The 25,739-nt window shown below is 63.9% G+C and carries 32 protein-coding genes; 13 read left to right on the top strand and 19 right to left on the bottom strand.

All coding sequences use genetic code 11. The annotated features are described in order from the left end of the window. Nucleotides 1-64 precede the first annotated feature (64 nt). A complete protein-coding gene (locus tag LSG43_RS01020) occupies nucleotides 65-1,324 on the top strand; it encodes a penicillin-binding protein activator (protein ID WP_231800506.1) in 1,260 nt (419 codons plus the stop codon). A 4-nt stretch (nucleotides 1,325-1,328) separates the two neighbouring features. Here the strand turns inward: LSG43_RS01020 and hemW are convergent, their stop codons facing one another. The 3 genes from hemW to rph are packed head-to-tail and all read right to left on the bottom strand — an operon-like array spanning nucleotide 1,329 to nucleotide 3,834. Then, complete coding sequence (hemW, locus tag LSG43_RS01015; protein WP_231800504.1) at nucleotides 1,329-2,480, bottom strand: radical SAM family heme chaperone HemW; 1,152 nt, start codon at nucleotides 2,478-2,480, stop codon at nucleotides 1,329-1,331. Beyond that, complete coding sequence (rdgB, locus tag LSG43_RS01010) at nucleotides 2,477-3,115, bottom strand: RdgB/HAM1 family non-canonical purine NTP pyrophosphatase (protein WP_231800502.1); 639 nt, start codon at nucleotides 3,113-3,115, stop codon at nucleotides 2,477-2,479. Before rdgB ends, hemW begins: the two co-directional genes overlap by 4 nt. Beyond that, nucleotides 3,115-3,834 carry a ribonuclease PH gene (rph, locus tag LSG43_RS01005; protein ID WP_231800494.1) on the bottom strand — a complete coding sequence of 240 codons (720 nt, stop codon included), beginning with the start codon at nucleotides 3,832-3,834 and terminating at the stop codon, nucleotides 3,115-3,117. The genes rdgB and rph overlap by 1 nt, the downstream gene beginning before the upstream one ends. 111 nt (nucleotides 3,835-3,945) lie before the next feature. Here rph and hrcA point away from each other — a divergent pair, with 111 nt between their 5' ends. Both hrcA and grpE read left to right on the top strand, forming a co-directional pair. Then, a complete protein-coding gene (gene hrcA, locus LSG43_RS01000) occupies nucleotides 3,946-5,037 on the top strand; it encodes a heat-inducible transcriptional repressor HrcA (RefSeq protein ID WP_231800488.1) in 1,092 nt (363 codons plus the stop codon). A 106-nt stretch (nucleotides 5,038-5,143) separates the two neighbouring features. Continuing rightward, nucleotides 5,144-5,788, top strand: a complete 645-nt coding sequence (gene grpE / locus LSG43_RS00995) for a nucleotide exchange factor GrpE (protein WP_439651986.1) — start codon at nucleotides 5,144-5,146, stop codon at nucleotides 5,786-5,788. Between the two features lie 7 nt (nucleotides 5,789-5,795). Here grpE and LSG43_RS00990 read toward each other — a convergent pair whose 3' ends face one another. Continuing rightward, entirely contained in the window at nucleotides 5,796-6,164 is a 369-nt protein-coding gene (locus LSG43_RS00990; protein ID WP_231800478.1) for a hypothetical protein, read from the bottom strand. Nucleotides 6,165-6,458: 294 nt separating this feature from the next. On the opposite strand from LSG43_RS00990, the gene dnaK reads away from it, so the two are divergent. The 6 genes from dnaK to LSG43_RS00960 all read left to right on the top strand — a co-directional run bounded on the left by dnaK (nucleotide 6,459) and on the right by LSG43_RS00960 (nucleotide 13,060). Continuing rightward, nucleotides 6,459-8,378, top strand: a complete 1,920-nt coding sequence (gene dnaK, locus LSG43_RS00985; protein ID WP_231800477.1) for a molecular chaperone DnaK — start codon at nucleotides 6,459-6,461, stop codon at nucleotides 8,376-8,378. A 204-nt stretch (nucleotides 8,379-8,582) separates the two neighbouring features. Then, entirely contained in the window at nucleotides 8,583-9,710 is a 1,128-nt protein-coding gene (gene dnaJ, locus LSG43_RS00980) for a molecular chaperone DnaJ (protein ID WP_231800476.1), read from the top strand. Between the two features lie 161 nt (nucleotides 9,711-9,871). Continuing rightward, on the top strand, nucleotides 9,872-10,423 hold the full coding sequence (locus LSG43_RS00975) for an NADPH-dependent FMN reductase (RefSeq protein ID WP_231800475.1): 552 nt from the start codon (nucleotides 9,872-9,874) through the stop codon (nucleotides 10,421-10,423). Between the two features lie 446 nt (nucleotides 10,424-10,869). Then, nucleotides 10,870-11,556: an orotidine-5'-phosphate decarboxylase gene (pyrF, locus tag LSG43_RS00970; RefSeq protein WP_231800474.1), complete on the top strand. Its 687-nt coding sequence runs from the start codon at nucleotides 10,870-10,872 to the stop codon at nucleotides 11,554-11,556. Between the two features lie 60 nt (nucleotides 11,557-11,616). Beyond that, nucleotides 11,617-12,429, top strand: a complete 813-nt coding sequence (gene dapB, locus LSG43_RS00965) for a 4-hydroxy-tetrahydrodipicolinate reductase (RefSeq protein WP_231800473.1) — start codon at nucleotides 11,617-11,619, stop codon at nucleotides 12,427-12,429. A 16-nt stretch (nucleotides 12,430-12,445) separates the two neighbouring features. Then, nucleotides 12,446-13,060, top strand: coding sequence for a 2,3-bisphosphoglycerate-dependent phosphoglycerate mutase (locus LSG43_RS00960; protein WP_231800464.1), 615 nt, complete (start codon nucleotides 12,446-12,448; stop codon nucleotides 13,058-13,060). Nucleotides 13,061-13,117: 57 nt separating this feature from the next. Here the strand turns inward: LSG43_RS00960 and LSG43_RS00955 are convergent, their stop codons facing one another. After that, on the bottom strand, nucleotides 13,118-13,999 hold the full coding sequence (locus LSG43_RS00955; protein WP_231800462.1) for a methylated-DNA--[protein]-cysteine S-methyltransferase: 882 nt from the start codon (nucleotides 13,997-13,999) through the stop codon (nucleotides 13,118-13,120). 81 nt (nucleotides 14,000-14,080) lie between these two features. Then, on the bottom strand, nucleotides 14,081-14,557 hold the full coding sequence (locus LSG43_RS00950) for a DUF2244 domain-containing protein (RefSeq protein WP_231800460.1): 477 nt from the start codon (nucleotides 14,555-14,557) through the stop codon (nucleotides 14,081-14,083). Between the two features lie 42 nt (nucleotides 14,558-14,599). Between LSG43_RS00950 and nth the strand changes: the two genes are divergently transcribed. Together nth and LSG43_RS00940 are read left to right on the top strand one after the other, a co-directional pair. Further along, on the top strand, nucleotides 14,600-15,295 hold the full coding sequence (gene nth, locus LSG43_RS00945; RefSeq protein WP_439652010.1) for an endonuclease III: 696 nt from the start codon (nucleotides 14,600-14,602) through the stop codon (nucleotides 15,293-15,295). A gap of 67 nt (nucleotides 15,296-15,362) precedes the next feature. After that, a complete protein-coding gene (locus LSG43_RS00940; RefSeq protein ID WP_231800459.1) occupies nucleotides 15,363-16,364 on the top strand; it encodes an adenosine kinase in 1,002 nt (333 codons plus the stop codon). Here LSG43_RS00940 and coaA read toward each other — a convergent pair. The 9 genes from coaA to hisB all read right to left on the bottom strand — a co-directional run bounded on the left by coaA (nucleotide 16,361) and on the right by hisB (nucleotide 21,621). Further along, a complete protein-coding gene (coaA, locus tag LSG43_RS00935) occupies nucleotides 16,361-17,311 on the bottom strand; it encodes a type I pantothenate kinase (protein WP_231800458.1) in 951 nt (316 codons plus the stop codon). The two genes, LSG43_RS00940 and coaA, sit on opposite strands and share 4 nt — an antisense overlap. Beyond that, the gene (locus LSG43_RS00930) at nucleotides 17,308-17,634 is read right to left on the bottom strand and encodes a phosphoribosyl-ATP diphosphatase (RefSeq protein ID WP_231800457.1); all 327 of its coding nucleotides are present in this window, start codon (nucleotides 17,632-17,634) and stop codon (nucleotides 17,308-17,310) included. The genes coaA and LSG43_RS00930 overlap by 4 nt, the downstream gene beginning before the upstream one ends. A gap of 47 nt (nucleotides 17,635-17,681) precedes the next feature. Next, on the bottom strand, nucleotides 17,682-18,446 hold the full coding sequence (gene hisF / locus LSG43_RS00925) for an imidazole glycerol phosphate synthase subunit HisF (protein WP_231800456.1): 765 nt from the start codon (nucleotides 18,444-18,446) through the stop codon (nucleotides 17,682-17,684). 91 nt (nucleotides 18,447-18,537) lie between these two features. Beyond that, nucleotides 18,538-18,879: a hypothetical protein gene (locus LSG43_RS00920; RefSeq protein ID WP_231800452.1), complete on the bottom strand. Its 342-nt coding sequence runs from the start codon at nucleotides 18,877-18,879 to the stop codon at nucleotides 18,538-18,540. After that, entirely contained in the window at nucleotides 18,880-19,611 is a 732-nt protein-coding gene (hisA, locus tag LSG43_RS00915; RefSeq protein ID WP_231800450.1) for a 1-(5-phosphoribosyl)-5-[(5-phosphoribosylamino)methylideneamino]imidazole-4-carboxamide isomerase, read from the bottom strand. Next, the gene (locus LSG43_RS00910; RefSeq protein WP_231800448.1) at nucleotides 19,608-19,976 is read right to left on the bottom strand and encodes a nuclear transport factor 2-like protein; all 369 of its coding nucleotides are present in this window, start codon (nucleotides 19,974-19,976) and stop codon (nucleotides 19,608-19,610) included. Before LSG43_RS00910 ends, hisA begins: the two co-directional genes overlap by 4 nt. Further along, nucleotides 19,976-20,626, bottom strand: a complete 651-nt coding sequence (gene hisH / locus LSG43_RS00905; RefSeq protein WP_231800441.1) for an imidazole glycerol phosphate synthase subunit HisH — start codon at nucleotides 20,624-20,626, stop codon at nucleotides 19,976-19,978. The genes LSG43_RS00910 and hisH overlap by 1 nt, the downstream gene beginning before the upstream one ends. After that, a complete protein-coding gene (locus tag LSG43_RS00900; protein WP_231800440.1) occupies nucleotides 20,623-20,991 on the bottom strand; it encodes a DUF2628 domain-containing protein in 369 nt (122 codons plus the stop codon). The genes hisH and LSG43_RS00900 overlap by 4 nt, the downstream gene beginning before the upstream one ends. 42 nt (nucleotides 20,992-21,033) lie before the next feature. Continuing rightward, nucleotides 21,034-21,621 (bottom strand): imidazoleglycerol-phosphate dehydratase HisB, encoded by a 588-nt coding sequence (gene hisB, locus LSG43_RS00895; protein ID WP_231800439.1) that lies wholly within the window; start codon nucleotides 21,619-21,621, stop codon nucleotides 21,034-21,036. A gap of 142 nt (nucleotides 21,622-21,763) precedes the next feature. Between hisB and hslV the strand changes: the two genes are divergently transcribed. Further along, a complete protein-coding gene (hslV, locus tag LSG43_RS00890; RefSeq protein WP_231800438.1) occupies nucleotides 21,764-22,297 on the top strand; it encodes an ATP-dependent protease subunit HslV in 534 nt (177 codons plus the stop codon). Nucleotides 22,298-22,373: 76 nt separating this feature from the next. Beyond that, on the top strand, nucleotides 22,374-23,687 hold the full coding sequence (gene hslU, locus LSG43_RS00885) for an ATP-dependent protease ATPase subunit HslU (protein WP_231800437.1): 1,314 nt from the start codon (nucleotides 22,374-22,376) through the stop codon (nucleotides 23,685-23,687). Between the two features lie 89 nt (nucleotides 23,688-23,776). On the opposite strand, the gene LSG43_RS00880 is transcribed toward hslU, so the two are convergent. From LSG43_RS00880 to LSG43_RS00865, 4 genes are all read right to left on the bottom strand, one after another. Then, complete coding sequence (locus LSG43_RS00880) at nucleotides 23,777-24,235, bottom strand: DUF6644 family protein (protein ID WP_231800436.1); 459 nt, start codon at nucleotides 24,233-24,235, stop codon at nucleotides 23,777-23,779. Nucleotides 24,236-24,241: 6 nt separating this feature from the next. Continuing rightward, nucleotides 24,242-24,637: a DUF6152 family protein gene (locus tag LSG43_RS00875; protein WP_231800434.1), complete on the bottom strand. Its 396-nt coding sequence runs from the start codon at nucleotides 24,635-24,637 to the stop codon at nucleotides 24,242-24,244. A gap of 81 nt (nucleotides 24,638-24,718) precedes the next feature. Next, entirely contained in the window at nucleotides 24,719-25,090 is a 372-nt protein-coding gene (locus tag LSG43_RS00870; protein WP_231800432.1) for a helix-turn-helix domain-containing protein, read from the bottom strand. Next, the gene (locus tag LSG43_RS00865; protein ID WP_231800430.1) at nucleotides 25,087-25,704 is read right to left on the bottom strand and encodes a Smr/MutS family protein; all 618 of its coding nucleotides are present in this window, start codon (nucleotides 25,702-25,704) and stop codon (nucleotides 25,087-25,089) included. Before LSG43_RS00865 ends, LSG43_RS00870 begins: the two co-directional genes overlap by 4 nt. Nucleotides 25,705-25,739: the final 35 nt, after the last annotated feature.

Genomic DNA, 25,739 nt, shown 5'->3' with positions numbered 1-25,739 from the left:
CCGGCCCGGTTTGTATAGAATCGCCATCCTTACCGGAGAGGCGAATCACCAAAAGGGGCGTGGCATGCGTGGGGCTTTGAAATTCCTTTTGGGGTTCTGCGCGCTCGGCATTCTCGCAGCGTGCTCGCCGACCGCCGATTTCGGGTTTCCCGCCAGCACCGGGCTGCCGATGCCTTCCAATACAGCGTCTGTAGCGGCAGAGCCGCTGCCCTCGGCGCGCGGGGATATCGTAGGGTCCGGCCCGGTGCGGGTGGCGATGCTGCTGCCGCTTTCGGGCAGCGCCGCGAATGTCGGGGGCTCGATGGCAGCGGCCTCGCGCATGGCGATGGAAATCGCCGGGAGCAATATCCAGCTCGTCATAAAGGATACCGGCGGCAGCGCTTCGGGGGCGCGGGCGGCGGCACAGGAGGCGGTGAGCGAGAAGGCGAGCCTCATTCTCGGGCCGCTGCTGGCCGATGCGGTTGCGGCGGCGGGCGATGTCGCCAGGGGCGCGAACATTCCGCTCATCGGGTTTTCCAACACCTCGGCGGTGGCCGAAAGCGGGGTCTATCTCCTCAACGTCATGCCCGAAGTCGAAGTCATGCGCTCGATCGGGTTCGCGCGGGCGCAAGGGGCGCAGGCGGTCGCGGCGGTCATCCCCGACAACGCCTATGGCCGGTTGCAGCGCGCGGCCTTCGAGGCGACAACGCGGGAGATGAGCCTCGCTGTGCGCGGGGTCGAGATGTTTTCGGACGAGACGAGCGGGCGGCAGGCGATCGAAAATCTTGTGCCGCTCTTGAAGGCGGGGCAGATCGATACGCTGTTTCTTCCCGACCGCGCCACCGCGCCGAGCTTTGCGATCCTGCTCGAAGCGGCGGGGGTCAGCCGCGACCGGATCGTCATTGTCGGTTCGGCGGACTGGGAGGGCGACAGCGCGGTCCTGGGTCAGCCCTATCTCTCGGGCGCGATCTATCCGGCGGTCGATCCGAACGGGCTCGCCATGCTGGCGCGAGAATACGAGGCCCGGTTCGGCGGCGCGCCGCACCCGTTTGCGACGCTCGCTTATACGGCCGTGCTTCTGGCGGGCAATGACGCGCTCGTTCTGACCCAGCCGCGGTATTCGAGCGGGGTTCTGACGCGGCTTTCGGGGTTCACAGGGCGCGACGGACCGTTCCGCTTCCTGCCTGACGGGCGGGCCGAATACGGGCTGGTCATCAAGCAAATCCTGCAGGGACGGGGGCAGGTGCTCGATCCGGTCCGGCTTGGCGGCGTGCCAGCCCAGACCGCGCGGCCGGCCGGGAGCGGAAACGTGATCCCCCCGGTGGGGGCGAGTTTGGGGCAGTAAGCGCTTAGGCTGCCAGATCCGCGACCACCGCGTCGAGCACGGGCCAGCCCTTGTCGGTCACGCGCAGGCGGCCGTTGGGAAGGGTTTCGATGAAGCCGATATCCTTGAGATAGTCGATCTGACTTGCGGCGAGGCTGCGGCGGGAGAGAGCCGCATAGCGGTTCGGGTCGATGCCTTCGCGCAAACGCAGGCCCATGACGAGGTATTCGTCGCCTTCCTCGTCCCAGGTCAGAAGATCGTCGACCTCGAGGCCGTCGCCCTTTTCCATCACCTTTTCCCACCATTTGAACGGCATTTTTTCCGCGGCGGTGGCGTGGCGGGCGCCGTTGATCAGCAGCCGGCCATGGGCGCCCGGGCCGATGCCGGCATATTCGCCATAGCGCCAATACGTCAGGTTGTGCCGGCTTTCCTGACCGGGGCGGGCGTGATTGGAGATTTCGTAGGCCGGAAGACCGTAGGAGGCGGTCAGGTCCTGGGTCATCTCGAACATGTCGGCGGAGAGATCTTCCGACGGCATTTTGAGTTTTCCCGCGTGAAAGAGGTCGAAATAGCGCGTGCCCTGCTCGATGGTGAGCTGGTAGAGCGAAAGGTGCCCCGCCGAGAGCGCGAGCGCGTCGGTCAGTTCCTCTTCCCATTCGCCCAGGGTCTGTTCGGGGCGGGCATAGATGATGTCGAAGCTCGAGCGCGGGAAGATCTCCTGCGCGAGCCGCACGGCGGCCACCGCATCCTCGACCGAATGAAGCCGCCCCAGCCGCGCGAGCGGTTCGGGGCGGAGCGATTGCACCCCGAGCGAGACGCGGTTGACGCCGGCTGCGCGGTAGCCGCGGAAGCGTTCCGCCTCGACCGAGGTGGGGTTGGCTTCAAGGGTGATTTCCGCGTTGTCGGCGACCGGCCAGTGCCTGGCCACCGCATCGAGGATCGCTTCGACCGAGGCCGGGTTCATCAGCGAGGGCGTGCCACCGCCGAAAAAGATCGACTGGACGAGCCGGTCCGGGGCGCGGGCGGCGGTCGTTGCGATCTCTTTTGTGTAGGCCTCGACGAAGGAAACCTCGTCGAAGGCGCCGTGATGGACGTGGGAATTGAAGTCGCAATAGGGGCATTTGGCCGCGCAGAACGGCCAGTGAATATAGACCCCGAATGCGGAATTGGCGCTCAAAGGATGTCCTCGACGAATTTCGCGAAGGCACGGGCGCGATGGGAGAGGCCCGGTTTGCCCGGGGCCCAGGAGTGTTTTTCCTCGGCGCTCATTTCGCCGAAGGTGCGGGTTTGCCCGTCGGGGAGGAACATCGGGTCGTATCCGTGCCCGTTCTCCCCGCGCGGGGGCCAGACGAGAGTGCCCGGAGCGACGCCTGTGAAAATCACGTCGCGGCCGTCAGGGTGGGCGAGACAGAACGTGGCGTTGAAGGCGGCACGGCGCTCGGAGGGCGCAGTCGCTCCGCGCTTTTGAAGTTCGTCCTCGACCTTTTGCATGGCGCGGCCGAAATCGCGCGGGATGCCGGCCCAGTCCGCCGTATAGACGCCGGGGGCGCCCTCGAGCGCGTCGACGGAAATCCCCGAATCGTCCGAAAGCGCGATCTGGCCGGTCGCCTTGGCGGCGGCATGGGCCTTCAGCCGCGCGTTTTCAACGAAGGTCGTGCCGGTTTCCTCGGGCTCGGGCAGGCCGAGTTCGCCCGCCGAGGTGATCGCCAGCCCGAAATCCTTCAGGAGATCGCGGAATTCGGCCAGCTTGCCCGCGTTGTGAGTCGCCAGAACGAGGGTGTCGCCGCGCGAAAGTTTCGGCCAATCGCCCATCACTCTGCCCCCAGCGCGGACTTCTGCAGGTCGACGAGTTCGCCGACGCCCTTCTGGGCCAGACCGATGAGCGCGGCGAGGTCGTCGGCGGAAAACGGCTCGCCCTCGGCGGTGCCCTGCACCTCAACGAACTTGCCCGCGCCGGTCAGAACGAAATTAGCGTCGGTTTCCGCTTCGCTGTCTTCGAGATAATCAAGGTCGAGCACAGGGGTGCCGCGATAAACGCCGCAGGAGATTGCCGCGACGTGGTCGCGGATGGGCTCGCCCTTCAACAGTTCGCGGTGCTTCATCCAGTTTATGGCTTCACTGAGCGCGACGAAGGCGCCGGTGATCGAGGCGGTACGGGTGCCGCCGTCGGCTTCGAGGACGTCGCAATCGAGGACGATCTGGTTTTCACCGAGCGCCGCCATATCGATCACCGCCCGCAAGGAGCGCCCGATCAGACGCTGAATTTCCTGGGTGCGGCCCGATTGCTTGCCGGCGGTCGCCTCGCGGCGGGTGCGCTGGCCGGTGGCGCGCGGCAGCATGCCGTATTCGGCGGTTACCCAGCCGAGCCCCTGGCCGCGGCGCCAGGAGGGGACCCCGGTTTCGACGCTCGCGGTGCACAGCACGCGCGTGCGCCCGAAGGCCACGAGGCAGGAGCCTTCGGCTTGTGGCGCCACGCCCCGCTCGAGGGTGACTGCCCGCATCTGGTCTGGTGCCCGCCCGCTTGGCCGCATAATAAAATGTCCCTTGGATTCGTCGTCGCCTGGATTGGTTACCGCCTCTTAACCTTTCACCGGGGTCCGAACAAGCGCGGGGCTATTGGCTAGCCCCAGGATTCGCCTTAAATGGTGAACATGGCGAACACTCCGACCCCATCGCAGGATTTCCTCGAAACACTCTCGGCCCGCAGCCAGGAGATTTTCCGCCGGCTGGTCGAACGCTATATCGAAACCGGCGAACCCGTGGGCAGCCGGGCGATCTCGAAAATGCTCGACACCCAGCTTTCGCCAGCCTCGGTGCGCAACGTGATGGCCGATCTCGAGGATCTGGGGCTGATCGCGGCGCCGCATACCTCGGCAGGCCGGGCGCCCACCCAGCAGGGGTTGCGGTTCTTCGTCGACGCCATGCTCGAAATCGGCGCCATGGATGCCGCCGAGCGCGACAGGATCGCGCGCAATTTCACCGGCAGCGCCGGCAATATCGAAGATGTCCTCAACGAAGCGAGCGTCATGCTTTCGGGGCTCAGCCACGGCGCGGGCATGGTGATCGCGGCGAAATCGGACATGGTCTTGAAGCACGTCGAATTCGTCCGGCTCGATCCCGAACGCGCGATGGCAATTCTCGTGGGGCAGGACGGGCAGGTGGAAAACCGCATCATTGCGCTGCCGCCGGGGCTGACCGCGAGCGCGCTGACCCAGGCGAGCAATTTTCTCGCGCATTACATTGCCGGGCGCACGCTCAAGGAAGCGCAGGAAGCGATCCGGCTGCAGAGCGAAAAGCAGCGCGCCGAACTCGACGAGATCGCCCAGCGGCTCGTCGATCAGGGCCTCGCCTCGATGATCGACAAGGAAACCAGCGCGCCGACATTGATCGTGCGCGGCCGCGCCAACCTCATCGACGACACGATGGCGTCCGAGGACCTTGCGCGGGTGCGCGAATTGTTCGACGAGATCGAGAACAAGAAAGGGCTCCTGGAGCTTCTCTCGGATGCCGAGACCGCGCAGGGCGTGCGCATCTTCATCGGGTCGGAAAACAAGCTGTTTTCGCTTTCGGGATCCTCGGTGGTGCTTTCGCCCTATAAGGATGCCAACGACAAGGTGGTTGGCGTTTTGGGTGTGATCGGGCCGACGCGGCTGAATTATGCGCGCATCGTGCCGGTGGTCGATTACACAGCGCATGTCGTGACCCGGCTGATCGGCAAGAAGGGCGAGCTCTAGGGCGCCGGGCCCGGCGCATCCGGGCTTGAAATTTTTCCCCCGCTGGCCGATATGCGGGAGCAAATCACTTGCCCGATAATCAAACCCGGAATGGGAACACGCCACTATGATGAGTGACGAAAACGCAACGCCTGAAAGCGAGCTCGAGACCGGCGCGGACGCGCCCGGCGCCGAAACCGAACAGGCCGAGCCGGCTCCCGAAGAGCGCATCGCCCAGCTCGAGGCGGAAAATGCCGAACTTCGGGACCGCGTGCTGCGCACGGCAGCCGAGATGGAAAATCTCAGGAAGCGCACCGAGCGCGAAGTAGGGGATACCCGCGCCTATGCGATCGCCGGGTTCGCCCGCGACATGCTCGTGGCCACCGACAACCTCGCGCGCGCGCTGATGGTCGTCCCGCAGGAAGACCGCGATACGGCCGAAGGGACGTTGAAATCCCTCATCGAGGGGATCGACATGACCGAGCGCGAAATGCAGCGGCTCTTGCAAAAGCACGGGGTCAAGCCGATCGAGGCTCAGGGCGAGAAGTTCGACCCGCACCGGCATCAGGCCATGTTCGAGGTACCCGACCCTTCGGTGCCCGAGGGGACCGTGGTGCAGGTCGTCCAGACCGGCTATGCCATCGGCGAGCGCGTGCTGCGCCCTGCCATGGTCGGCGTCTCCAAGGGCGGCCCCAAGCGCAACGGCGCACCCGAGCCCGCGCCCGAAGAGGCGCCCAAGTCCGGCGACGAGGGGATCGACAAGAGCGTCTAGGCGCGTCCTAGCCGAGCTCGAGGGCGTCGAGGCAGGCGCCGGGATCGTAAGGCAGGTCGGCGTCGCTTTCGAAGTCCGAGACCACACGTTCGTCGTAAGTCGCGACGATGCCGGCGACGTCGTCGGCGGGGATTTCGGCGGCGATGAGCGTCGCCGCTGCCTTTTCGAGAAGCATCTGGCTGGCGGTGAAATACGTATCCGCCTCGGTCTCGTCTGCTGTCGCAATGCCGAGAAAATGCACCGCCGAGGCGCACCAGAGCAGCTTGTCGGCCTCCGCCGGAAGGGCTTCGGCCGGCGCATCCTGCGCCAGCGCGGGTCCGGTGAGCGCCAGGCCGAAGAAGCCGACCGCTCCGAGGCGTCTTAAAAGCGGGTGCATGGCCAATCCTTTGTTCAGACTTTGCCGTTAGGGCACACTCATACGGAAAACCGTGCTCAAAAGCCACGTCCTGGCGCAAATGTCACAAAAAGCGGCGCGGTTGCACCCGTGCGCTTGAAGGGGGAAGGGCACCTCCTTATATAGCCAGCCAAGCCCGCAAAACGGGCAAAACGGAACCAACGCATCCCCAGAGGGGCCCGGCTCCATCGCCAGGACGCGATGCCGCAGTTTAAAGGGCGCATCATGGCGAGGGCCGAAACCAAAATGGGCTCGCTCAAACAAAGAGGCAGATGAATGGGAAAAGTAATCGGTATCGACCTCGGCACGACGAACTCGTGCGTTGCCGTGATGGACGGCAAAACTCCCAAGGTGATCGAGAATGCCGAAGGCGCGCGTACGACGCCTTCGATGGTCGCCTTCTCCAATGATGGCGAACGCCTCGTCGGGCAGCCGGCCAAGCGCCAGGCGGTCACCAACCCCGAAGGCACGCTTTTCGCCGTCAAGCGCCTGATCGGGCGCCGCTACGAAGACAAGACGGTCGAAAAGGACAAGGGGCTCGTCCCCTACAAGATCGTCAAGGGCGACAATGGCGACGCCTGGGTCGAGTATGACGGCAAAAAGTCCTCGCCGTCGGAAATCTCGGCGATGATCCTTTCCAAGATGAAGGAAACCGCCGAATCCTACCTCGGCGAGCCCGTCACGCAGGCCGTTATCACGGTTCCCGCCTATTTCAACGACTCCCAGCGCCAGGCCACCAAGGACGCCGGCAAGATCGCCGGGCTTGAAGTCCTGCGCATCATCAACGAACCGACCGCCGCCGCGCTCGCCTACGGGCTCGAGAAGCGCGAATCCGGCACGATTGCGGTTTACGACCTTGGCGGCGGCACGTTCGACATCTCGATCCTCGAGATCGGCGACGGCGTCTTCGAGGTGAAGTCCACCAATGGCGATACCTTCCTTGGCGGTGAAGACTTCGACATGCGTCTGGTCGACTACCTCGCCGACGAGTTCAAGAAGGAACAGGGCATCGACCTGCGGGGCGACAAGCTGGCGCTGCAGCGGCTCAAGGAAGCGGCCGAAAAGGCCAAGATCGAGCTCTCGAGCGCCTCGCAGACCGAAGTCAACCTGCCGTTCATCACGGCGGATGCGTCCGGTCCCAAGCACCTGCAATTGAAGCTTTCGCGCTCGAAATTCGAGAGCCTCGTCGAAGACCTCATCCAGCGCACCGTCGAGCCGGTCAAGGCCGCCTTGAAGGACGCGGGCGTCCGCGCCGGCGAGATCGAGGAAGTCGTGCTCGTGGGCGGCATGACCCGCATGCCCAAAGTGCAGGAGACGGTGAAGGAGTTCTTCGGCAAGGAGCCGCACAAGGGCGTCAACCCCGACGAAGTGGTTGCGCTCGGCGCCGCCATCCAGGCCGGCGTGCTGCAGGGCGACGTCAAGGACGTTCTGCTCCTGGACGTCACGCCGCTTTCGCTCGGCATCGAAACGCTGGGCGGTGTCTTTACCCGGCTGATCGACCGCAACACCACGATCCCGACCAAGAAGTCCCAGGTCTTCTCGACCGCCGAGGACAACCAGTCGGCGGTGACCATCCGGGTCTTCCAGGGTGAGCGCGAAATGGCCGCGGACAACAAGATGCTCGGCCAGTTCGACCTCGTGGGCATCCCTTCCGCGCCGCGCGGCGTGCCGCAGATCGAGGTCACCTTCGACATCGACGCCAACGGCATCGTCAACGTTTCGGCGAAGGACAAGGGCACCGGCAAGGAGCAGCAGATCCGCATCCAGGCCTCGGGCGGCTTGTCCGACGAGGACATCGAAAAGATGGTCAAGGAAGCCGAGGCCAATGCCGAGGCCGACAAGAAGCGCCGCGAACTGGTGGAAGCCAAGAACCAGGCCGAAAGCCTCGTCCACTCCACCGAGAAGTCGCTCGAAGAGCATGGCGACAAGGTGACCGAAGAGGTCAAGGCCGAGATCGAAACGGCGATCGCCGAAGCCAAGACCGCGCTCGAAGGCGATAATGCCGAGGCGATTTCGGAAAAGACCAATGCGCTCGCGCAGGCCTCCATGAAGCTCGGCGAAGCCATGTACAAGGCTCAGCAGGACGAGGCCGCACAGTCCGATGCCAAGGCTGACGCCAACGAGGACGACGTCGTCGACGCCGACTTCGAAGAAGTCAAGGACGATGACGACGACGAAAGCAAGAAGTCGGCATAAGAGCCATGATCGGGTCCGTTTCACGTGAATCAGGACCGCTAAAGACGGCGCCCGGATCGACAGGTCCGGGCGTTCGCACTTGCTCTTTTGGCAAATGCCGCCAATATCTGCGGCATCTGGCCGAGCTACACACCCATTTGGCACGAGAAATGACCGCGACACAGCTTTTCCCGTTCCGTGCCCCAATCAAGAGGGGCATCTGATATGTCCAAGGCCGATTTCTACGACGTTCTGGGCGTGACGCGCGAATGCGACGACAAGGCGCTCAAATCCGCCTATCGCAAGCTCGCCATGCAGTACCATCCGGACCGCAATCCCGGCGACACAGCGGCCGAGCACAAGTTCAAGGAAATCTCCGAAGCCTACGATACGCTCAAGGACCCGCAAAAGCGCGCGGCCTATGACCGGTTCGGCCACGCGGCCTTCAACGGCCATGGCGGGCACGGCGGTGGCTTCGGGCCGGATTTCTCCTCGTCGATGTCCGACATCTTCGAGGATATCTTCGGAGAGTTCATGGGCGGGGCGGCCCGCCAGCGTCAGCGCGACGCGCGCATGCGTGGCTCGGATCTGCGCTACAATCTGGAGATCACGCTCGAGGACGCCTTCACCGGCACAACGGTGGACATCGACGTGCCCTCGATGAGCCAGTGCGAGACCTGTGACGGATCGGGCGCCAAGCCGGGCACCGGGTTTTCGACCTGCCGCATGTGCAACGGCCGCGGCAAGGTGCGCCAGGCACAGGGGTTCTTCACCATCGAGCGCGCCTGCCCGCAATGCCAGGGCCGCGGCGAAACGATGGACCAGCCGTGCACCGACTGCACCGGGCAGGGCCGCAAGCAGACCTCCCGCACGCTTTCTGTCGACATTCCCAAGGGCATCGAGGACGGCACCCGCATCCGGCTCGGGGGCGAGGGCGAAGCCGGGCTGCGCGGCGGACCGTCGGGTGACCTCTACATTTTCGTTTCGGTCAAGCCGCACCAGTTGTTCCAGCGCGACGGCGCGGACCTTTTCGCCAAGGTGCCGATTTCGATGATCACGGCGGCGCTCGGTGGCGAATTCGAGGTGCCCACGCTTGAAGGCACGCGCGCCAAGGTGAAAGTCAACGAAGGCACGCAGCCGGGCCAGCGCGTGCGCTTGAAGGGCAAGGGCATGCCGGTCCTGCGTTCCCAGCAGGTGGGCGATCTTTACGTCCAGCTCGACGTCGAAACACCGCAGGGTCTTTCCAAGCGCCAGCGCGAGCTCCTCGAAGAGTTCGAGCGCGAATCGGACTATTCGACGTCGCCGGCCTCCGAAGGGTTTTTCGACCGGCTCAAGAAGATGTTCGAAGCCTGAGATTTCCGATAGGGTTTTTCGTGAAACGCCCTCCCACTTCCGGGAGGGCGTTTTGTTTTGCGAAACGTCGCGTTCGCTGCCGCACCCTTGTCCTTATGCGTGCGCTGCGTTCTTAATGACGGCACGAGCAAACGATTTTCAAAGACCAGAGGATTTTCGCCATGCCCACCGCGCTCACCCTTTCGGGCTCCATCAGGACCGGCTCGGTCAATCAAAAGCTGCAAAAAGCGATGGGGGAGCGGCTGAGCGCCGCGGGCGTCGACGTCAACGCGATCACGCTCAAAGACTTCGACATGCCGATTTTCAACCAGGATCTCGAGCCCGACAATGTACCCGAAGCGGCCGGGCGGCTGGCGGACCTGTTCCGCACGCATGATATCGTCTTCATCGCCTGCCCGGAATATAATGGGGGCGTGCCGCCCCTCGTCGTCAACACGGTGGCCTGGCTCTCGCGGCAAAGGCCGTCGCCGTTCCGGCACGCGGTCTTCGGGATCGGTGGCGTCTCGTCGGGGAAATACGGAACGATCTGGGCGCAGTCGCACCTCAGGGATTCGCTTTCCAAAATCGGCGCGCTGGTGGTGCCGACACTCCTGGGGATCGGACCCGATGAGACCGCGATCGGGCCGGAGGGGGAAATTCTCGAAGCACCGATCGAGACGAAAATGAAGCAGATGGTCAGGGAGCTCACGCATTTTTCGCGGGGCGGAATCTAGGCGGTTTCCGGCGACTGCCGGCGCTCCGGATCCCGAACTTATCTCCGTCCCAAAAACCTGACGTATTCTTTTGCGTACGGACCCGCTTTGATGGGCGCGAGCGCAACGAACGTTTGGGCGGGACCGGTCCGGGTCCGATGGGAGTCGTCCCAGCGGAGGTCCGAACGTCACCGTGGCCAGCCACAGCGATCCTGTGGTCACCGGGGAAACCTGGCGGGGATTGGCCCCAGCCCGAGCGGACGCCAAGCCGAAAATCCCGGATGTATGCGGCGAGGCGGGCCTCGCTATTTTATATGCAGTATGAGGCATCGTCTCGCCGCATACCGTCCACGCTCAGTGAACCCCATGGCAGAGGCCGGAGGGCGCTTTGTCGCGTCCAAGTCTTGCGCAAATCCACCAAACATGGCATCGAGCCGCAACATCATCGAGACATCTGGGAGAAAGCCATGGCCGGGACGCTGATCGTCGGGCTGGACGTTTCCACGCGCGGGGAAGCCGAGGACCTCATCGCCAAACTCGGCGGCACGGTGGATTTCTTCAAGATCGGCTACCAGCTCTTTTATGGCGGCGACGGGCTCACCGTCGGGCGTGAGTTGATCAAGGCGGGCAAGAAGGTCTTTTTCGATCTCAAGCTCCTCGATATCGACAACACGGTCGCCAAGGGCGTCGCCGCGATTGCGGCGACCGGCGCACATATGCTCACCATCCACGCCTACCCCAAGGCGATGGCCGCCGCGGTGGATGCGGCAAGGGGGAGCGACCTTCGCCTTCTGGGCGTCACCGTCCTCACCTCGATGGATCAGGCCGACCTCGAGGACGCCGGTTACAGCGCATCGGTCACCGATCTCGTCGAGCGCCGCGCCAACCAGGCGCGGGAGGCAGGGATGGGCGGCATAGTCGCGTCGGCGTTCGAGGCGGAGCGCGTTCGCGGGATCGTCGGGCCGGATATGGCCGTGGTCACTCCCGGCATACGCCCGGCGGGGTCCGACGCGGGCGACCAGAAGCGCATCATGACGCCGGCCGATGCGCTTCAGGCCGGTGCGAGTCATCTCGTTGTCGCGCGCCCGATCATCGCCGCTCCCGACCCTGGGGCGGCCGCCCAGGCGATCCTCGAGGAAATGGCCTCGAGCTGATTTGCCAAACCGGTGCTGGCTGGCTAAAGACCGGGTGAAGGAAGGGCGAGGGCAACCATCATGACGCTTAAGATCGGCATTGTGGGCGCGGGTGGGCGCATGGGGCAGGCCAATATCAAGGCCGTCGCCGCGCATGAAGGCCTAACGCTGGTCGCGGCCATCGACCGCGCGGGCGCTCCAGCCCTGGGCAAGGATGCGGGCGCACTTGCCGGGCTCGAACCGCTCGGCGTCACAATCGGCGACGATCTTCCTGCGCTCCTTGACGCGGTCGACGCGGTTCTCGATTTCACGGCGCCGGCCTTGACCGTCGAGGTCGCCCGACGCGTCGCGCAAAAAGGGCTCATCCACATCATCGGGACGACCGGGTGTTCGCCCGGAGACGATGCGGCGATTGCAGCGGCGGCCGAGGCCGGAGCGCGGATCGTCAAGTCGGGCAATATGAGCCTCGGGGTCAATCTTCTCGCCGCGCTCGTTAAAAAGGCCGCGGCGGCGCTCGACGAGACTTTCGATATCGAAGTGCTTGAAATGCACCACCGGCACAAGGTCGATGCACCTTCAGGGACGGCGCTCTTGCTCGGTGAAGCGGCAGCCGAAGGCAGGGATATCGATCTCAATCAGCATTCGGTACGCGTGCGCGACGGACATACCGGCCCGCGCGAGGCCGGGTCTATCGGCTTCGCCACGCTTCGGGGCGGCGGGATTGTCGGGGAGCATTCGGTACTCTTTTCCTCGATGGCGGAGACGATCACGCTCTCGCATTCGGCGCGCGACCGGGCGCTTTTCGCCGATGGTGCGATCCGCGCCGCGCTCTGGGCCGCCGACAAGCCCGGGGGACTGTATTCCATGGCCGACGTGCTCGGCCTTTCCGATTGAAAGGACAATTGCAGATATGACCGGCACGCTGATCCTCGTTCGCCACGGCCAGAGCGAATGGAATCTCAAGAACCTCTTTACCGGCTGGCGCAATCCGGGCCTCACCGAGAAGGGGATCGATGAAGCCCGCGCGGCAGGCAAGGCGCTCAAAGCCAAAGGCTACAAGCCGGACGCCTTTTACACCTCGGCGCTCGTGCGCGCCCAGCGCACGCTCGACCTCATCCTCGAAGAGATGGGGATCGAGAACCTCACGATCGTGCGCAACCAGGCGCTCAACGAGCGCGACTATGGCGACCTCGCCGGGCTCAACAAAGACGATGCCCGGGAGAAATGGGGCGAGGAGCAGGTGCATATCTGGCGCCGGTCCTACGACGTGCCCCCGCCGGGCGGCGAAAGTCTCAAGGATACCGCGGCGCGGGTGCTGCCGTACTATGAGGCGGAAATCCTGCCGCGTTTGAAGGCGGGGGAGACCGTTCTCGTCGCCGCGCACGGCAATTCGCTGCGCGCGCTCGTCATGGTGCTTGAAGGGTTGGACGAAGAGGCGATCTTAAAGCGCGAAATCGCGACCGGCGCGCCGATCGTCTATATGATCGACGCGGCGGGCAAGCGGGTTTCGACCGAGGAACTGTAAACCTTGTTCGTCGCGTTTCCGAGCCGAAAACGTGTACCCACGTTTTCCGGAAACACGCTATCGGCCTGACACAAGCCCGGCTTCCCAGCCCATGATCGCGCGCTTGCGCACGAGGCCCCAGTGGTAGCCGGTCAACGTCCCGTCCGAACCGATGACGCGGTGGCACGGGACGACGAATGAAATCGGGTTGCGCCCCACGGCACGGCCCACCGCACGGGCCGCAGAGGGGCGGCCGAGCGATTTGGCGATGGCGCCGTAGGTCGCGGCGCCGCCGGTGGGGATCTTCAAAAGCGTCTCCCAGACCTTCACCTCGAAATCCGAGCCGATCATCACGAGCCGCACGGGACGCGTGGGGTCCCAGCGGTCGGGATCGAAGATCCGGGCCGCCATCGGAGCCACCGCCGCGTCGTCGCGCCGGTAGCGCGCATTCGGCCAGCGGCTGGCGAGGTCGTCGAAGGCGAAATCCTCCCTGCCCGGATCGGCAAAAGATATCCCCGCCACCCCGTATTGGGTCATCATGATGACGGCGCGACCGAAAGGGGAGGACGCATAGCCCCAAGTGAACTCGAGACCTTCGCCCTTGGCGCGGTAGACCCCCGGGGGCACGGCGTCATAGGTGACGAAAAGGTCGTGGAGGCGCGAGGGCGCTGACAGTCCGACTTCATAGGTCGTGTCGAGCACGCTCATATTCTCGCGCAGGAGTTTGCGCGCGTGGTTCAGCGCGACGGCCTGGGCGAAGCTCTTGGGTGTCAGGCCGCACCAGCGGCGGAAGAGATCGACGAGCTGACGTTCGCTCATCGAAAGCGCGTGCGCGAGCCCGGCGATATCGACATCCTCACGGCCGGGGACCGAGAGATATTCGATGGCCTTGGAGATCGTCCCGTAGGTGTCCGGCTGGAGCCCTGGTTCGAACGCGGCAACAGAGGCGAGTGCAGACATGGGTTCACCATCGCGTTGCAATTGAGATTGTGCCTTCACTCTAAAGGCTGCAGCGCAGGGCCGCGACCCGGTTTTGACGCGCTATCCCTTCGCCCGGCTCAGCGCCGCGCCGAAGCTTTCAGCGAAGATCGCCTTGTCGTCAGGGGTCAGGAAGCGGCCGATTTCGGTGTGGTGGCCGCGGGTGACGAGCCGCAGGGCGGTGACGCGGTCTTCGGCGTCGCGCTCGATGGAGAGGCGGACGAAAAAAGGGTTGAACGCGCGGCGGGTTTCCTTTCCTCGCTTGGTGACGTGCCGGACGTCGAGCGCATCGGGCCAGAGCGTCACTTCCTCATAGGCGTCCGCGTCCTTGAGCGACGCGCTCATGGCCCAGTAGAGCGCGAGAACGTCGAGGCCGAGAAAGCCGACGACCGGCCAGGCGCCCATGGCGTAAAAGACGATGCCGGGGATCGAGGCGAGGCATGCCGCAAGCGCGATGACCCAGCGGATGGCGCGCGCCTCCAAGGCGCGGTGCGGGGTCAGGAGGGCTGCATAGAGCGGGGCTGTATCGTTGGTGCTCACGGGGCTGGCCATTTGTCAGGCGGTCATCGCTTGTCTATTGATATCGGGCCTACAAGAATCAATGCAACACCGAGTTCCCCAGCCGTGGTCAAAGCTCTCACCAAAGCCGAAATCGAAGCCATGTTCGCCGCCTTTGCCGCGCGCGACCCCGAGCCCAAGGGCGAGCTCGAATATGTCAATCTCTTCACGCTGCTGGTTGCCGTCGTCCTTTCGGCGCAGGCGACCGATGTGGGCGTGAACAAGGCGACGCGGCCCTTGTTCAAGGTCGCCGATACGCCGGAAAAAATGGTCGCGCTCGGGGAGGACGGAATCAAGGACTACATCAAGACCATCGGGCTTTACCGCAACAAGGCCAAGAACGTTTATGCGCTCAGCCAGGCGCTCATCGACAAACATGAGAGCGAGGTTCCAGACAGCCGCGAGGCGCTCGAGGCATTGCCGGGGGTGGGACGCAAGACCGCGAATGTGGTGCTCAATATCGGGTTCGGGCAGCCAACCATTGCCGTCGACACGCATCTGTTCCGGGTCGGCAACCGTACCCTGCTTGCGCCGGGAAAGACGCCGCTCGAGGTCGAAAAGAAACTCGAAAAGCGAGTGCCCAAGCCATACCTGCTGCACGCCCACCACTGGCTCATCCTGCACGGGCGCTACATCTGCAAGGCACGTAAGCCCGCCTGCGACCGCTGTATCATCTCACAATGGTGCCGCTATCCGGCCAAAACGGCCGCAGAGAGTTGAAAGCTCCGGCCCGATGCCGTAAGCCGGGCGAGAAGAGACGTCCCATGCCATAAATTGCGGAGCGCTGATGACGACCCGGTTCGACGCCCTGACCATCGGCAATGCCATTGTCGACGTGATCGCCCCAGTCGATGACAGATTTCTGATCGATGAGGGCATGCGCAAATCGATCATGCACCTTGTCGATGCCGAGCGCTCGGCCGAGCTTTTCGAGAAGATGCCCTCCGTCAAGCAGATGATCCCCGGCGGGTCGGCGGCCAATACCGCAGCGGGCGTTGCCGCGCTCGGAGGCCGGGCCGCGTTCGTGGGCAAGGTCGCCGACGACGAGCTGGGCGAGGTTTTCGCGCGGGACTTTTCCGACAAGGGCATCAATTTCGAGACGCCGTATCTGACCGATGGGACCGCCACCGCGCGCTCGATGATCTTTTTGACCAATGACGGCGAGCGCACGATGAACACCTATCTGGGTGCATCGCAGCAATTGAGCGAAGCGGACATTTTCGAAGAGACGATCGGGTCCGCCGCGATCACCTATATGGAGGGATATCTCTGGGATCCCCCGCTTGCGAAAAAGGCATTCGTCAAGGCCGCGCACTACGCGCACAAATCCGAACGCGCCGCCGCGATCACGCTGTCGGACCCGTTCTGCGTCAACCGGTATCGCGAGGAGTTCCTCGATCTCATCCGCTCGAAGACGATGGATTACGTCTTTGCCAATGTCGAGGAACTGAAGTCGCTCTATGAGACCGACGACTTCCAGGCCGCGGTACTTCAGATCGCGGAGGACGCGGAGGTCGCGGCGATCACGATGGGACCGCGCGGGGCGATGGCGATTGCGCATGGGGAGATCGTCTCGGTGCCGGCGTTCCCGGTCGAGAGCGTCGTCGACGTCACGGGCGCGGGCGACCTTTTTGCGTCGGGCTTCCTGCTGGCCATGGCGCGCGGGCAGGAAATGAGCGAAGCGCTGCGGCTGGGGTGCCTGGCAGCGTCGGAAATCATCTCGCATGTGGGCGCACGGCCGATCGCCGATCTCAAGGAGATGGCGCGCGGCGAAGGGATCGCGGTTTAGACTTTCCGCAACGCCACCTGGTGGATGGCGTGGTCGCGGCCTTTTTCGAGGATCAGGTCGGCTCGGCCGCGCGTGGGAAGGATGTTCTCGCGCAGGTTGAGCAGGTTGATCGACCGCCAGATGTCCTTGGCGGTCGCAACCGCCTCGTCCTCGGTCAATTCCGCAAAGCGGCGGAAGAAGCTTTTGGGATCGCGGAAGGCGGTTTCGCGTAGCTTCATGAAGCGTTCGACATACCAGTCCTCGAGCACCCGTTCGTCAGCGTCGATATAGATCGAGAAATCGATGAAATCGGACGCGAAGACGATGGGCTTGCCGGTTTTGGGCAGATCCCCGGGCTGGAGGATGTTGAGGCCTTCGACGATGAGGATGTCGGGCTTTTCGACCGTGATGCGCTCATCGGGCAGAACGTCGTAGACGAGGTGCGAGTAGGTCGGCGCGGAGACGGCGGGTTCGCCGGATTTAATCCGGGCAAGGAAATTGACGAAGGCGGCGCGGTCGTAGCTTTCGGGAAAGCCCTTTCGCTCCATGAGCCCGCGTTCTTTGAGGACCGCGTTGGGATGGAGGAAACCGTCCGTCGTTACGAGGTCGACCTTGGGCGAAGAGGGCCAGCGGCGCAGGAGCGCGCGCAGGATGCGCGCCGTCGTCGATTTGCCGACCGCGACCGATCCGGCGACGCCGATGATGAAAGGCACCTTGGCACCGTTGTGGCCCAGAAACCGGGTCGAGGCGATATGCACCGCCTGCACCGCTTCGACATAGAACGAGAGCAGGCGCGTGAGCGGCAGATAGACCTCTTCGGCCTCCGCGAGGCTGATGGGGTCGTTGAGCGCGCGCAGGTGGTCGACGTCCTCTGCGTTCAGCGTCATGGGCTCGTCGGCGCGCAGCCTGGCCCATTCGGCCATAGAGAAGGTGAGGTAGGGGGCGTAATCGAGCTTATGCGCACTCATTGTTCGGCAGAACCCCGCGCGGCTTTCTCTTCGAGCCCCGATTGCGCTGTGCGGCGTTCGAGCTCGTCCATCACGTTGGCGAGCGGCACGCCCTCGGCCCGGAGGAGCACGAGCCAGTGATAGATCAAGTCCGCGCTCTCTTTGACGAGTTCTTCCCTGTCGTGCGCCATCGCCGCGATGACGGTTTCCACTGCTTCTTCGCCGAGCTTTTGGGCGCACTTGGCGGTGCCGCCGGAAATCAGTTTCGCGGTGTAGGACTCTTCGAGTGACGCGGCGGCGCGCTCGGCCAGACGGGCGTCGAGAGCGTCAAGGGTCAGTGGCATTGGAATTCCCCCAATAGACTTCTGCTGTCGCGGTCTCGAACCTCGGCTCAGTCCCGCCGCATCGCGATGCCGGCGTTTGTCATATAGGCTTTGGCTTCGCCAATCGTATAGGTGCCGAAGTGGAAAATCGAGGCGGCGAGGACGGCGCTGGCGTGGCCGTCGCGGATGCCTTCGACGAGATGGTCAAGCGTGCCGACGCCGCCCGAGGCGATGACAGGGACGTCGACGGCGTCGGCGATGGTGCGCGTCAATTCGATGTCGAAGCCCGATTTCGTGCCGTCGCGGTCCATCGAGGTGACGAGCAGTTCGCCGGCGCCGCGTTCAACGGATTGAACCGCAAACTCCACCGCATCGATGCCGGTGGGCTTGCGGCCGCCGTGGGTGAAGATTTCCCAACGCCCGTCGTCGGTTGCCTTGGCGTCGACCGATACGACGATGCATTGATCGCCGAATTTGTCCGCCGCACGGGCGACGAAATCGCGATCGGCGACCGCGGCGGAGTTGATCGAGACCTTGTCCGCGCCTGAAAGAAGCAGCTTGCGGATGTCGTCGTTCGTCCGGACGCCGCCGCCGACGGTCACGGGCATGAAGCAGTGCTCGGCGGTCCGCGCGACAACGTCGAAGATCGTGTCGCGGCCTTCGTGGGAGGCGGCGATGTCGAGGAAGCACAATTCGTCCGCGCCGGCGGCGTCATAGGCGATGGCGGCTTCGACAGGATCGCCGGCGTCTTTGAGATCGACGAAGTTTACGCCTTTGACGACGCGGCCATCCTTGACGTCGAGGCAGGGAATGATGCGGGCTTTGAGTGTCATCGGACGGCCGCTCCAATTTTGCGTTGCGCTGTCCTCGCGACTTTGCCGCTGCGGGCAAGCGGGAGGCAGGGAATGATGCGGGCTTTGCGTGTCACGGGGCCTCCTTACGCGCCCTGCGCGAATAAAGGAAGAGGTGAATTATGAGGGCGGCGAGCCAGGCGAGGAGGGCGAAGAACCCCATGGGAAGCGTCACGAGCATGAACCAGCCCATGACGAACATGCCGTAGAGCGTTGGGCCCCAGTCGGTGCCGCCGATGATGCAGGGATGGATATTGCCCTCATTGAGCGTACAGCCATGGGTCTCGGCCAGAGCCCCCGCGACGACGACAGAGCCGACCGGCGCCAGGGCGAAGAGAAGGATGATCGCGAGAACGAGGATATAGACCCACCAGGGGAAGCGCTTTGTTGCGAGCGGCCCGGCGGGCGCGGTCATTTATGCCGCGCCCCTTAAAAGCGCCAATGCTTCACGTGAATCAATGCGCCCGTCATAGAGCGCGCGGCCGGAGATCGCCCCTTCGAGGATCTGTGCGTCGGCACGGGTCATGCGCAGGATGTCGTCCATCGAGGCGAGGCCGCCCGAGGCGATCACGGGGATCGAGGTGGCGTTTGCGAGCTCCAGCGTCGCCTCCCAGTTGATGCCCTTGAGCACGCCATCGCGGTCGATGTCGGTATAGATGATCGCGGCCACGCCGGCGCCTTCGAAGCGCTTGGCGAGTTCGATGGCGGAGAGCTCGGAGGTTTCGGCCCAGCCCTCGACGGCCACCTTGCCGCCGCGCGCGTCGATGCCGACGGCGACTTGTCCGGGAAACGCGCGGCAGGCGTTCTTGACGAGGTCGGGGTCGCGGACGGCGATGGTGCCGAGGATCACGCGGGCGAGGCCCTTGTCGAGCCAGGCGTCGATGTGATCGAGGGTCCGGATACCGCCGCCCAATTGAACGGGGAAATCCACCGCCTCGAGGATGGCCTCGACGGCAGCGCCGTTGACGCTCTCACCGGCGAAGGCGCCGTTGAGATCGACGACGTGGAGGTATTCAAAGCCCTGGGCTTGGAAGGTTGCGGCCTGGGCGGCGGGGTCGTCGTTAAAGATCGTGGCCTGTTCCATGTCGCCGAGTTTGAGTCGCACGCACTGGCCATCTTTCAGGTCGATGGCGGGAAAAAGAATCATGGAGAAATCACCGGCTTGTCGCCGGTGGGGCCTTCGGCCTCGTCGATCCGGCGATAGGAAAAGACCTTGTCGTCATGCACTTCGATCTGGGCGGCGCTGTCGGCAGCGTCCGCCACGTTGCCCTGGGCGTCGAGCCAATCGATATGCTGGTGGAGCCGGACGGTCAGCCCATCGACCTCGATGGACGTTATCGTGATGCGCATGGGTTCGGTGTCGAACCAATCGGCGACGACATCGTGTCCGGTGCCGACCCCGTCGGTACTGTAAAAGGCGATCGCGGCATGGCTCAGCTCCAGAAAGCGCGCCTTGTCGCGGTCCGAAATGGCGTCGCACCAGGCGCGGACGATCGCTTCGGGATCGGTCATCATGGGCTCCACGTCAGGAAGTTGGCAATCAGAGCCAGACCCAGCGTCTGGCTCTTCTCAGGGTGAAACTGCGTGCCGAAGACGTTGTTCCGGCCGACAGCGGCGGTGATCGGTCCGCCATAGTCGGCCGTCGCGATCCGGTCGTCCGGGTTCTCGACGGCGAAATGGTAGGAATGGACGAAATAAGCGTGGAGGCCGTCTTCACCGGTCGCGATGCCGTCAAAGAGCGGGTGCGCGCGGGTGAGCGTCAGGGTGTTCCAGCCCATATGCGGCACCTTGAGCCTGGGGTCTTGCGGCTCGATCTTTTCCACCGCGCCGGAGATCCAGTCGAGGCCTGCGACCTCGACCTTTTCGCGGCCCACGCTTGCGAGCAGTTGCATGCCCACGCAAATGCCGAAAAACGGAACGCCGCGGCCCAGCACGCGCTCCTCAAGGACGTCGCGCATGCCGGGAACGGCCTCGAGCCCCGCCATGCAGTCGGCGAAGGCGCCGACGCCGGGGAGCACGATGCGGTCGGCCTTGCGCACGGCGTCGGCCTCGGCGGTGACGAGGACGTCGGTTCCGGACCCTTCGGCGGCGCGGGCAAAGGCCTTCTGCGCGGATTTGAGATTGCCCGCGCCGTAGTCGATAATCGCAACCGTGCCGCTCATGCGCGCGCTCCGTACACCCGTTCGAACCAGATGGTCTCTGCCCCTTCGATGCTCGTTGCGCTGATTTCGCCGTGTGCCAGCCAGCCACGCCGCTCGAAGCCTCTTTCGCGGATCTGGGGAGCGGCGAAGCCGACCCACAGTGCGAAGACCGCGTAAAGCCCGTAGGCCGCTCCGGAGCCGATGGCGCTGGCCAGCACGTCCAGCGTCAGAGCAACACCGACCCAGGCGAAGAGCACGAGCCACGCGCGGTAAAGCAGAGCCCAGACCGGGGTCACCAGAAACGCCGCCCAGCTAAAGCCCTGCCGCACGGCCTCGACCGCTTCGGGGCCCTCGTCGGGTTTGGAATAAATCGCAAAAAGGGTCATCGCCTTTAAGATGTCCTTTTGGCGTGCCTGGCTTTTTGTGGCTCAGAGCACGCCCTTGGTCGAAGGCACCGCGTCTTTGGCGCGCGGATCGATTTCAACGGCCTGCCGCAGAGCGCGGGCGAGGGCCTTGAAGAGGCTTTCGGCGATGTGGTGGTTGTTGTCGCCGTAAAAGCATTCCGCGTGCAGCGTGATGCCGGCGTTGATCGCGAAGGCCTGGAAGAATTCGCGCACCAATTCGGTATCGAACGTGCCGATCTTGTCGCTCGTGAACGCGACACGCCAGACGAGGAAGGCCCGGCCCGAAACGTCGAGCGCAACCCGTGAGAGCGTGCCATCCATCGGGAGGTCGCACGATCCGTACCGGGTGATGCCTTTCTTGTCGGCCAGCGCCTCCTTGACCGCCTGGCCGAGCGCGATGCCGACATCCTCGACCGTGTGATGATCGTCGATGTGGAGGTCGCCCTTGGCCTTGACCGTCAGATCGATCAGGCTGTGCTTTGCGAGCTGGTCGAGCATGTGGTCAAAGAAGTCAACGCCGGTGGCGATTTCATGCGCACCGATACCATCGAGGTCGACCTCGATCATGATGTCGGTTTCGTTGGTCTTGCGCTCAAGGCTCGCGGTCCGCATGGCCCTTCTTGCCCTCCAAGGATTGAGAAATGTTCCTCTAACAGGGTTGCACCGGCAACGCAAAGCCCCCGTTAACGGCGCCCGCATTGCAATCGGGCCGTCGCCACTTAAATATGGGGCAACCTAGAGAAGTAGTTGGAGTATGCCCCATATGACCACAATCGTTTCGGTGCGCAAAGGCAACAAGGTCGTTGTTGCCGGGGACGGGCAGGTCTCGATGGGCCAGACGGTGATGAAACACAGCGCCAAAAAGGTCCGTCATCTTGCTGGAGGCGCCGTGATCGCCGGTTTCGCCGGTGCGACCGCGGACGCGTTCACGCTTTCGGAACGCCTCGAGGCCAAGCTCGAACAGTATCCCGGCCAGTTGATGCGCGCATGCGTGGAGCTCGCCAAGGACTGGCGCACCGACCGGTATCTGCGCCGTCTCGAAGCGATGATGATCGTCGTCGACAAGTCCGATACCCTCATCCTGACCGGGACCGGGGACGTCTTGTCGCCGGAAGACGGCATTGCCGCCATCGGCTCGGGCGGGAACTACGCGCTGGCCGCCGCGCGCGCGATGATCGACACCGACAAGGATGCCGAGCAGATCGCCGAACGCGCGATGAAGATCGCGGCCGATATCTGCGTTTACACCAATTCCGACATCACGGTCGAAAGCCTCGAGACGGCGTAGGACCCTGATCCATCCCTTTGGCGCGCCGGAGCCGACCGGGTCCGGTGCGCCGCCTTCAAAAGGCAGAAGTTGCAGAATGAACGATAGAAGTTTTTCCCCCCGCGAGATCGTATCCGAGCTCGACCGCTACATCATCGGTCAGGGCGAGGCCAAGCGTGCGGTCGCGATCGCGCTCAGAAACCGCTGGCGCCGCCAGCAACTGCCCGAGGACATCCGGCGCGAAGTAACGCCGAAAAACATCCTCATGATCGGGCCGACCGGTGTCGGCAAGACCGAAATCTCGCGCCGGCTGGCGCGGCTGGCGCAGGCGCCCTTCGTCAAGGTGGAAGCGACCAAGTTCACCGAGGTGGGCTATGTCGGCCGCGATGTCGAGCAGATGATCCGCGATCTCGTCGAGGCCGGCATCGTGCTCTTGAAGGACAAGAAGCGCGCCGAAGTAAAGGCGACGGCCCATATCAATGCCGAAGAGCGGGTGATCGACGCGCTGGTGGGGCACTCGGCTTCTCCGTCCACGCGCGACAGCTTCCGCAAGAAACTGCGCGACAACGAACTCGACGACAAGGACATCGAGATCGAGGTCACCGGCCAGCCCGGCGGCATTCCCATGTTCGAGATTCCCGGCATGCCCGGGGGCGGCGCGGGGATGATCAATCTTTCGGATATGTTCGGGAAAGCCTTTGGCGGAAAGGGCCAGAAGCGCACAGTCAAGGTCAAGGACAGCTACGACATCCTCATTAACGAAGAAGCCGACAAGCTGCTCGACCAGGACAAGTTGACTGCCGAAGCGATCGAGCTCGTGGAGAACCACGGGATCGTCTTCCTCGACGAGATTGACAAGATCTCCGTTCGCGATGGCCGCGGTGGCGGCGACGTTTCGCGCGAGGGGGTGCAGCGCGACCTGCTGCCGCTTATCGAGGGCACGACGGTTGCGACCAAATACGGGCCGGTCAAGACCGACCATATCCTGTTTATCGCATCGGGCGCCTTCCACGTTTCCAAGCCCTCGGACCTGCTGCCGGAACTTCAGGGTCGGTTGCCGATCCGGGTTGAGCTCAAGGCGCTCACCAAAGCCGATTTCGTCGCCATTCTCTCGGACACCGAATATTCGCTGATCCGGCAATATGTGGCGCTGATGGAAACCGAGGGTGTGACGCTCGAATTCACGCCAGACGCCATCGACGCTGTGGCCGACATCGCCGTTTCGGTCAACGAAAGCGTCGAGAATATCGGCGCGCGGCGGCTACAGACGGTGCTCGAACGGCTTGTCGAGGACATTTCCTATGACGCGCCGGACAGGACCGGATCGACGATCACGATCACCGGCGAGACGGTGCGTTCGACGGTCGGCAAGATGGCCGGCGATGCCGATCTGAGCCGCTACGTGCTCTGACCTCCGGCGGCCCGGGTCATACTGTCCTTGCGCAAGGGCCCGGGCCTGCTTCGCCGCGGAGGAAGGCAAGCTGCAGGCCGGTGCCGCGCCTATTCACTGCCGAAATAGCCGATGGCGCGTCCCGCCAGAATGGCCGCGGTCCACAGCAGGATGGACATAACTGCGGACAAACGGGTGCGTGAGCTGCCGGGGTCGAGATGACGCCGGGCAAGCACGAAATAGCCCGCGTTGGCAAAGGCCAGCCCCACCAGTACGATTTTCGACCAGAAGACCGGATTGGGTGCGTAATGCAGCGGCTGGACGATAAAAAGCAAAACACCGGTTAAAACCGCAACGCCAAATGACCCGACGGCGAGAGGACGGAGGGTATCGATTACCGCTTTGAGATCCAGGCGGTTTCCCAGGCCGAGAATACGCAGATCCATCAGCAGCGCTGTGGTAAACAGCACTGCCAATGCGAGAATATGCAGAGCGTTGACAATCGGATACGCAAAAAGATCCCGGCGCAAGAATTGCGCCAATGGCAATTGTTCGACGGCTTCGAGCATCACGGATCAGTCCCCAAGGGCCGCCGCGCGCCGGGGATAGACATCGAAGGTACCGCTGGACGTCACTACGCGCACAGCCTTCATCCGGGCCTGACCGGCATCAGCCGCCCTGTGACCGATGACCGTTACAGGTTCGCCGATTGCGACCGCTGTTTCATCAAATCCGGCGGCAAGAGTGGCCGCGAGCGGTGCCAGATCCACGTGCCAGATCGTTTCCCCATCGTCGATCTCGACAGTCGCATGCGGATGGCCGATATAGATTTCGGTCAGAGTGCCGCTGAGTTCAAACCGCGCATCGGTGCTGGTCCAGGCCCAGCCATGGTGCGCCAAGGCGGGGGACGCCAGGGTCAACGGCAATCCTGTCAGCATGGCCAAAACGCTCACGCGCGCGAAAAATGACATGGCCTTCCTCCCATACACTTCCGGCCCGTTATCGAGACTGCAGGGTCCAAAAGCTTTGTGACGGGGTCAAGGCGAGGTGGTTCACGCCTTCTTGCGCAAGGCGCGGCGGACGATTTCGTCCTTGAGTGCGGTCATGTCCTCGGCGGTGAGGTTGGAAATTTCCGCGGCCAGCCGGTTTGTGAGCTCGGTCGCCTGTGGCGGCAGACCGCCGGTATCAATGGTGATTTTGGGATCGGAGATTTCCGCGAGCCGCTGAATTTCCTCGGCCTCGTCCCAGATGACGTTGAAATAGGCGATGATCCTCTGGACCATGAACCAAGTGGGCTTGCCGCGCTTGCCGTGTTCGAGCGCGGAGAGATAGGCGCTCGACACGTTGAGCGCCTTGGCCATGTCCTTTAGCGCAATGCCGCGGTCGGCCCGCATCTTGCGCAGCTTTGCGCCCAGAGGCGTCATGGGCGGTGCTCCCGCTTGCGCTTGAGCCGGATGTAAAGCGCGCCCTCGCCGCCGTGGGACTGATGCGCGCGGTCAACGCCGGCAACGAAGGGCGCGAGTTCGGGCGCCTTGAGCCAGACGGGGACCATGGATCGCAGGACGCCCTTCTGCTCGATCTGGAGGTAGCCGGTCTTTTTCAGGCCCTTGCCGGTGATCACAAGAATGGTCCGGTCGCCGCGCGCGGCACGTGCGGGGATAAAGCGATGCAGCGCGGCATGGGCCTCTTCCTGCGTCATCCCGTGAAGATCGAGGGTTGCATCGATGGGCAGGTGCCCGCGTTCGAGGCGTTTCCTGAGCCCCGGCTCGATGGGCTTGTCGAGCGGAGGACGAGCGGCGGAAATCACCGGCCGGGCCGAAGGCATGGACGGGGCTGCAAGGCGCGGCGGCGCATCCTTGGGGGGCTTGTCCGGCTGGGGCCGGGCATTGAGTGCGGCGTCGAGTTCGTCGAGCAGGGCCTTGGGATCCTGGGTCTTGCGGCGCTGGATGGGATTTACGGTCTTGCCGACCTCGCGCCAGAGGTGCCAGTCGCGCAGGGGTCCGCTGGTCTTGCGCTTGTCGGACCCCTTCTTGCTCATGACACGCGCTCCGATGCCTCCAGGCGGATCGGGCG

Origin of the sequence: Pelagibacterium xiamenense (genome assembly GCF_021166475.1) — a bacterium.
Classification (GTDB): domain Bacteria; phylum Pseudomonadota; class Alphaproteobacteria; order Rhizobiales; family Devosiaceae; genus Pelagibacterium; species Pelagibacterium xiamenense.
This window is presented reverse-complemented; position numbering and strand designations above follow the sequence as displayed.

Excerpts from the sequence above, each read along its gene's own strand:
- LSG43_RS01020 (WP_231800506.1), top strand. The coding sequence starts at position 65 with ATGCGTGGGGCTTTGAAATTCCTTTTGGGGTTCTGCGCGCTCGGCATT.
- rdgB (WP_231800502.1), bottom strand. The coding sequence starts at position 3,115 with ATGGGCGATTGGCCGAAACTTTCGCGCGGCGACACCCTCGTTCTGGCG.
- rph (WP_231800494.1), bottom strand. The coding sequence starts at position 3,834 with ATGCGGCCAAGCGGGCGGGCACCAGACCAGATGCGGGCAGTCACCCTC.
- hrcA (WP_231800488.1), top strand. The coding sequence starts at position 3,946 with ATGGTGAACATGGCGAACACTCCGACCCCATCGCAGGATTTCCTCGAA.
- grpE (WP_439651986.1), top strand. The coding sequence starts at position 5,144 with ATGATGAGTGACGAAAACGCAACGCCTGAAAGCGAGCTCGAGACCGGC.
- LSG43_RS00990 (WP_231800478.1), bottom strand. The coding sequence starts at position 6,164 with ATGCACCCGCTTTTAAGACGCCTCGGAGCGGTCGGCTTCTTCGGCCTG.
- dnaK (WP_231800477.1), top strand. The coding sequence starts at position 6,459 with ATGGGAAAAGTAATCGGTATCGACCTCGGCACGACGAACTCGTGCGTT.
- dnaJ (WP_231800476.1), top strand. The coding sequence starts at position 8,583 with ATGTCCAAGGCCGATTTCTACGACGTTCTGGGCGTGACGCGCGAATGC.
- LSG43_RS00975 (WP_231800475.1), top strand. The coding sequence starts at position 9,872 with ATGCCCACCGCGCTCACCCTTTCGGGCTCCATCAGGACCGGCTCGGTC.
- pyrF (WP_231800474.1), top strand. The coding sequence starts at position 10,870 with ATGGCCGGGACGCTGATCGTCGGGCTGGACGTTTCCACGCGCGGGGAA.
- dapB (WP_231800473.1), top strand. The coding sequence starts at position 11,617 with ATGACGCTTAAGATCGGCATTGTGGGCGCGGGTGGGCGCATGGGGCAG.
- LSG43_RS00960 (WP_231800464.1), top strand. The coding sequence starts at position 12,446 with ATGACCGGCACGCTGATCCTCGTTCGCCACGGCCAGAGCGAATGGAAT.
- LSG43_RS00955 (WP_231800462.1), bottom strand. The coding sequence starts at position 13,999 with ATGTCTGCACTCGCCTCTGTTGCCGCGTTCGAACCAGGGCTCCAGCCG.
- LSG43_RS00940 (WP_231800459.1), top strand. The coding sequence starts at position 15,363 with ATGACGACCCGGTTCGACGCCCTGACCATCGGCAATGCCATTGTCGAC.
- coaA (WP_231800458.1), bottom strand. The coding sequence starts at position 17,311 with ATGAGTGCGCATAAGCTCGATTACGCCCCCTACCTCACCTTCTCTATG.
- LSG43_RS00930 (WP_231800457.1), bottom strand. The coding sequence starts at position 17,634 with ATGCCACTGACCCTTGACGCTCTCGACGCCCGTCTGGCCGAGCGCGCC.
- hisF (WP_231800456.1), bottom strand. The coding sequence starts at position 18,446 with ATGACACTCAAAGCCCGCATCATTCCCTGCCTCGACGTCAAGGATGGC.
- LSG43_RS00920 (WP_231800452.1), bottom strand. The coding sequence starts at position 18,879 with ATGACCGCGCCCGCCGGGCCGCTCGCAACAAAGCGCTTCCCCTGGTGG.
- hisA (WP_231800450.1), bottom strand. The coding sequence starts at position 19,611 with ATGATTCTTTTTCCCGCCATCGACCTGAAAGATGGCCAGTGCGTGCGA.
- LSG43_RS00910 (WP_231800448.1), bottom strand. The coding sequence starts at position 19,976 with ATGACCGATCCCGAAGCGATCGTCCGCGCCTGGTGCGACGCCATTTCG.
- hisH (WP_231800441.1), bottom strand. The coding sequence starts at position 20,626 with ATGAGCGGCACGGTTGCGATTATCGACTACGGCGCGGGCAATCTCAAA.
- LSG43_RS00900 (WP_231800440.1), bottom strand. The coding sequence starts at position 20,991 with ATGACCCTTTTTGCGATTTATTCCAAACCCGACGAGGGCCCCGAAGCG.
- hisB (WP_231800439.1), bottom strand. The coding sequence starts at position 21,621 with ATGCGGACCGCGAGCCTTGAGCGCAAGACCAACGAAACCGACATCATG.
- hslV (WP_231800438.1), top strand. The coding sequence starts at position 21,764 with ATGCCCCATATGACCACAATCGTTTCGGTGCGCAAAGGCAACAAGGTC.
- hslU (WP_231800437.1), top strand. The coding sequence starts at position 22,374 with ATGAACGATAGAAGTTTTTCCCCCCGCGAGATCGTATCCGAGCTCGAC.
- LSG43_RS00880 (WP_231800436.1), bottom strand. The coding sequence starts at position 24,235 with ATGCTCGAAGCCGTCGAACAATTGCCATTGGCGCAATTCTTGCGCCGG.
- LSG43_RS00875 (WP_231800434.1), bottom strand. The coding sequence starts at position 24,637 with ATGTCATTTTTCGCGCGCGTGAGCGTTTTGGCCATGCTGACAGGATTG.
- LSG43_RS00870 (WP_231800432.1), bottom strand. The coding sequence starts at position 25,090 with ATGACGCCTCTGGGCGCAAAGCTGCGCAAGATGCGGGCCGACCGCGGC.
- LSG43_RS00865 (WP_231800430.1), bottom strand. The coding sequence starts at position 25,704 with ATGAGCAAGAAGGGGTCCGACAAGCGCAAGACCAGCGGACCCCTGCGC.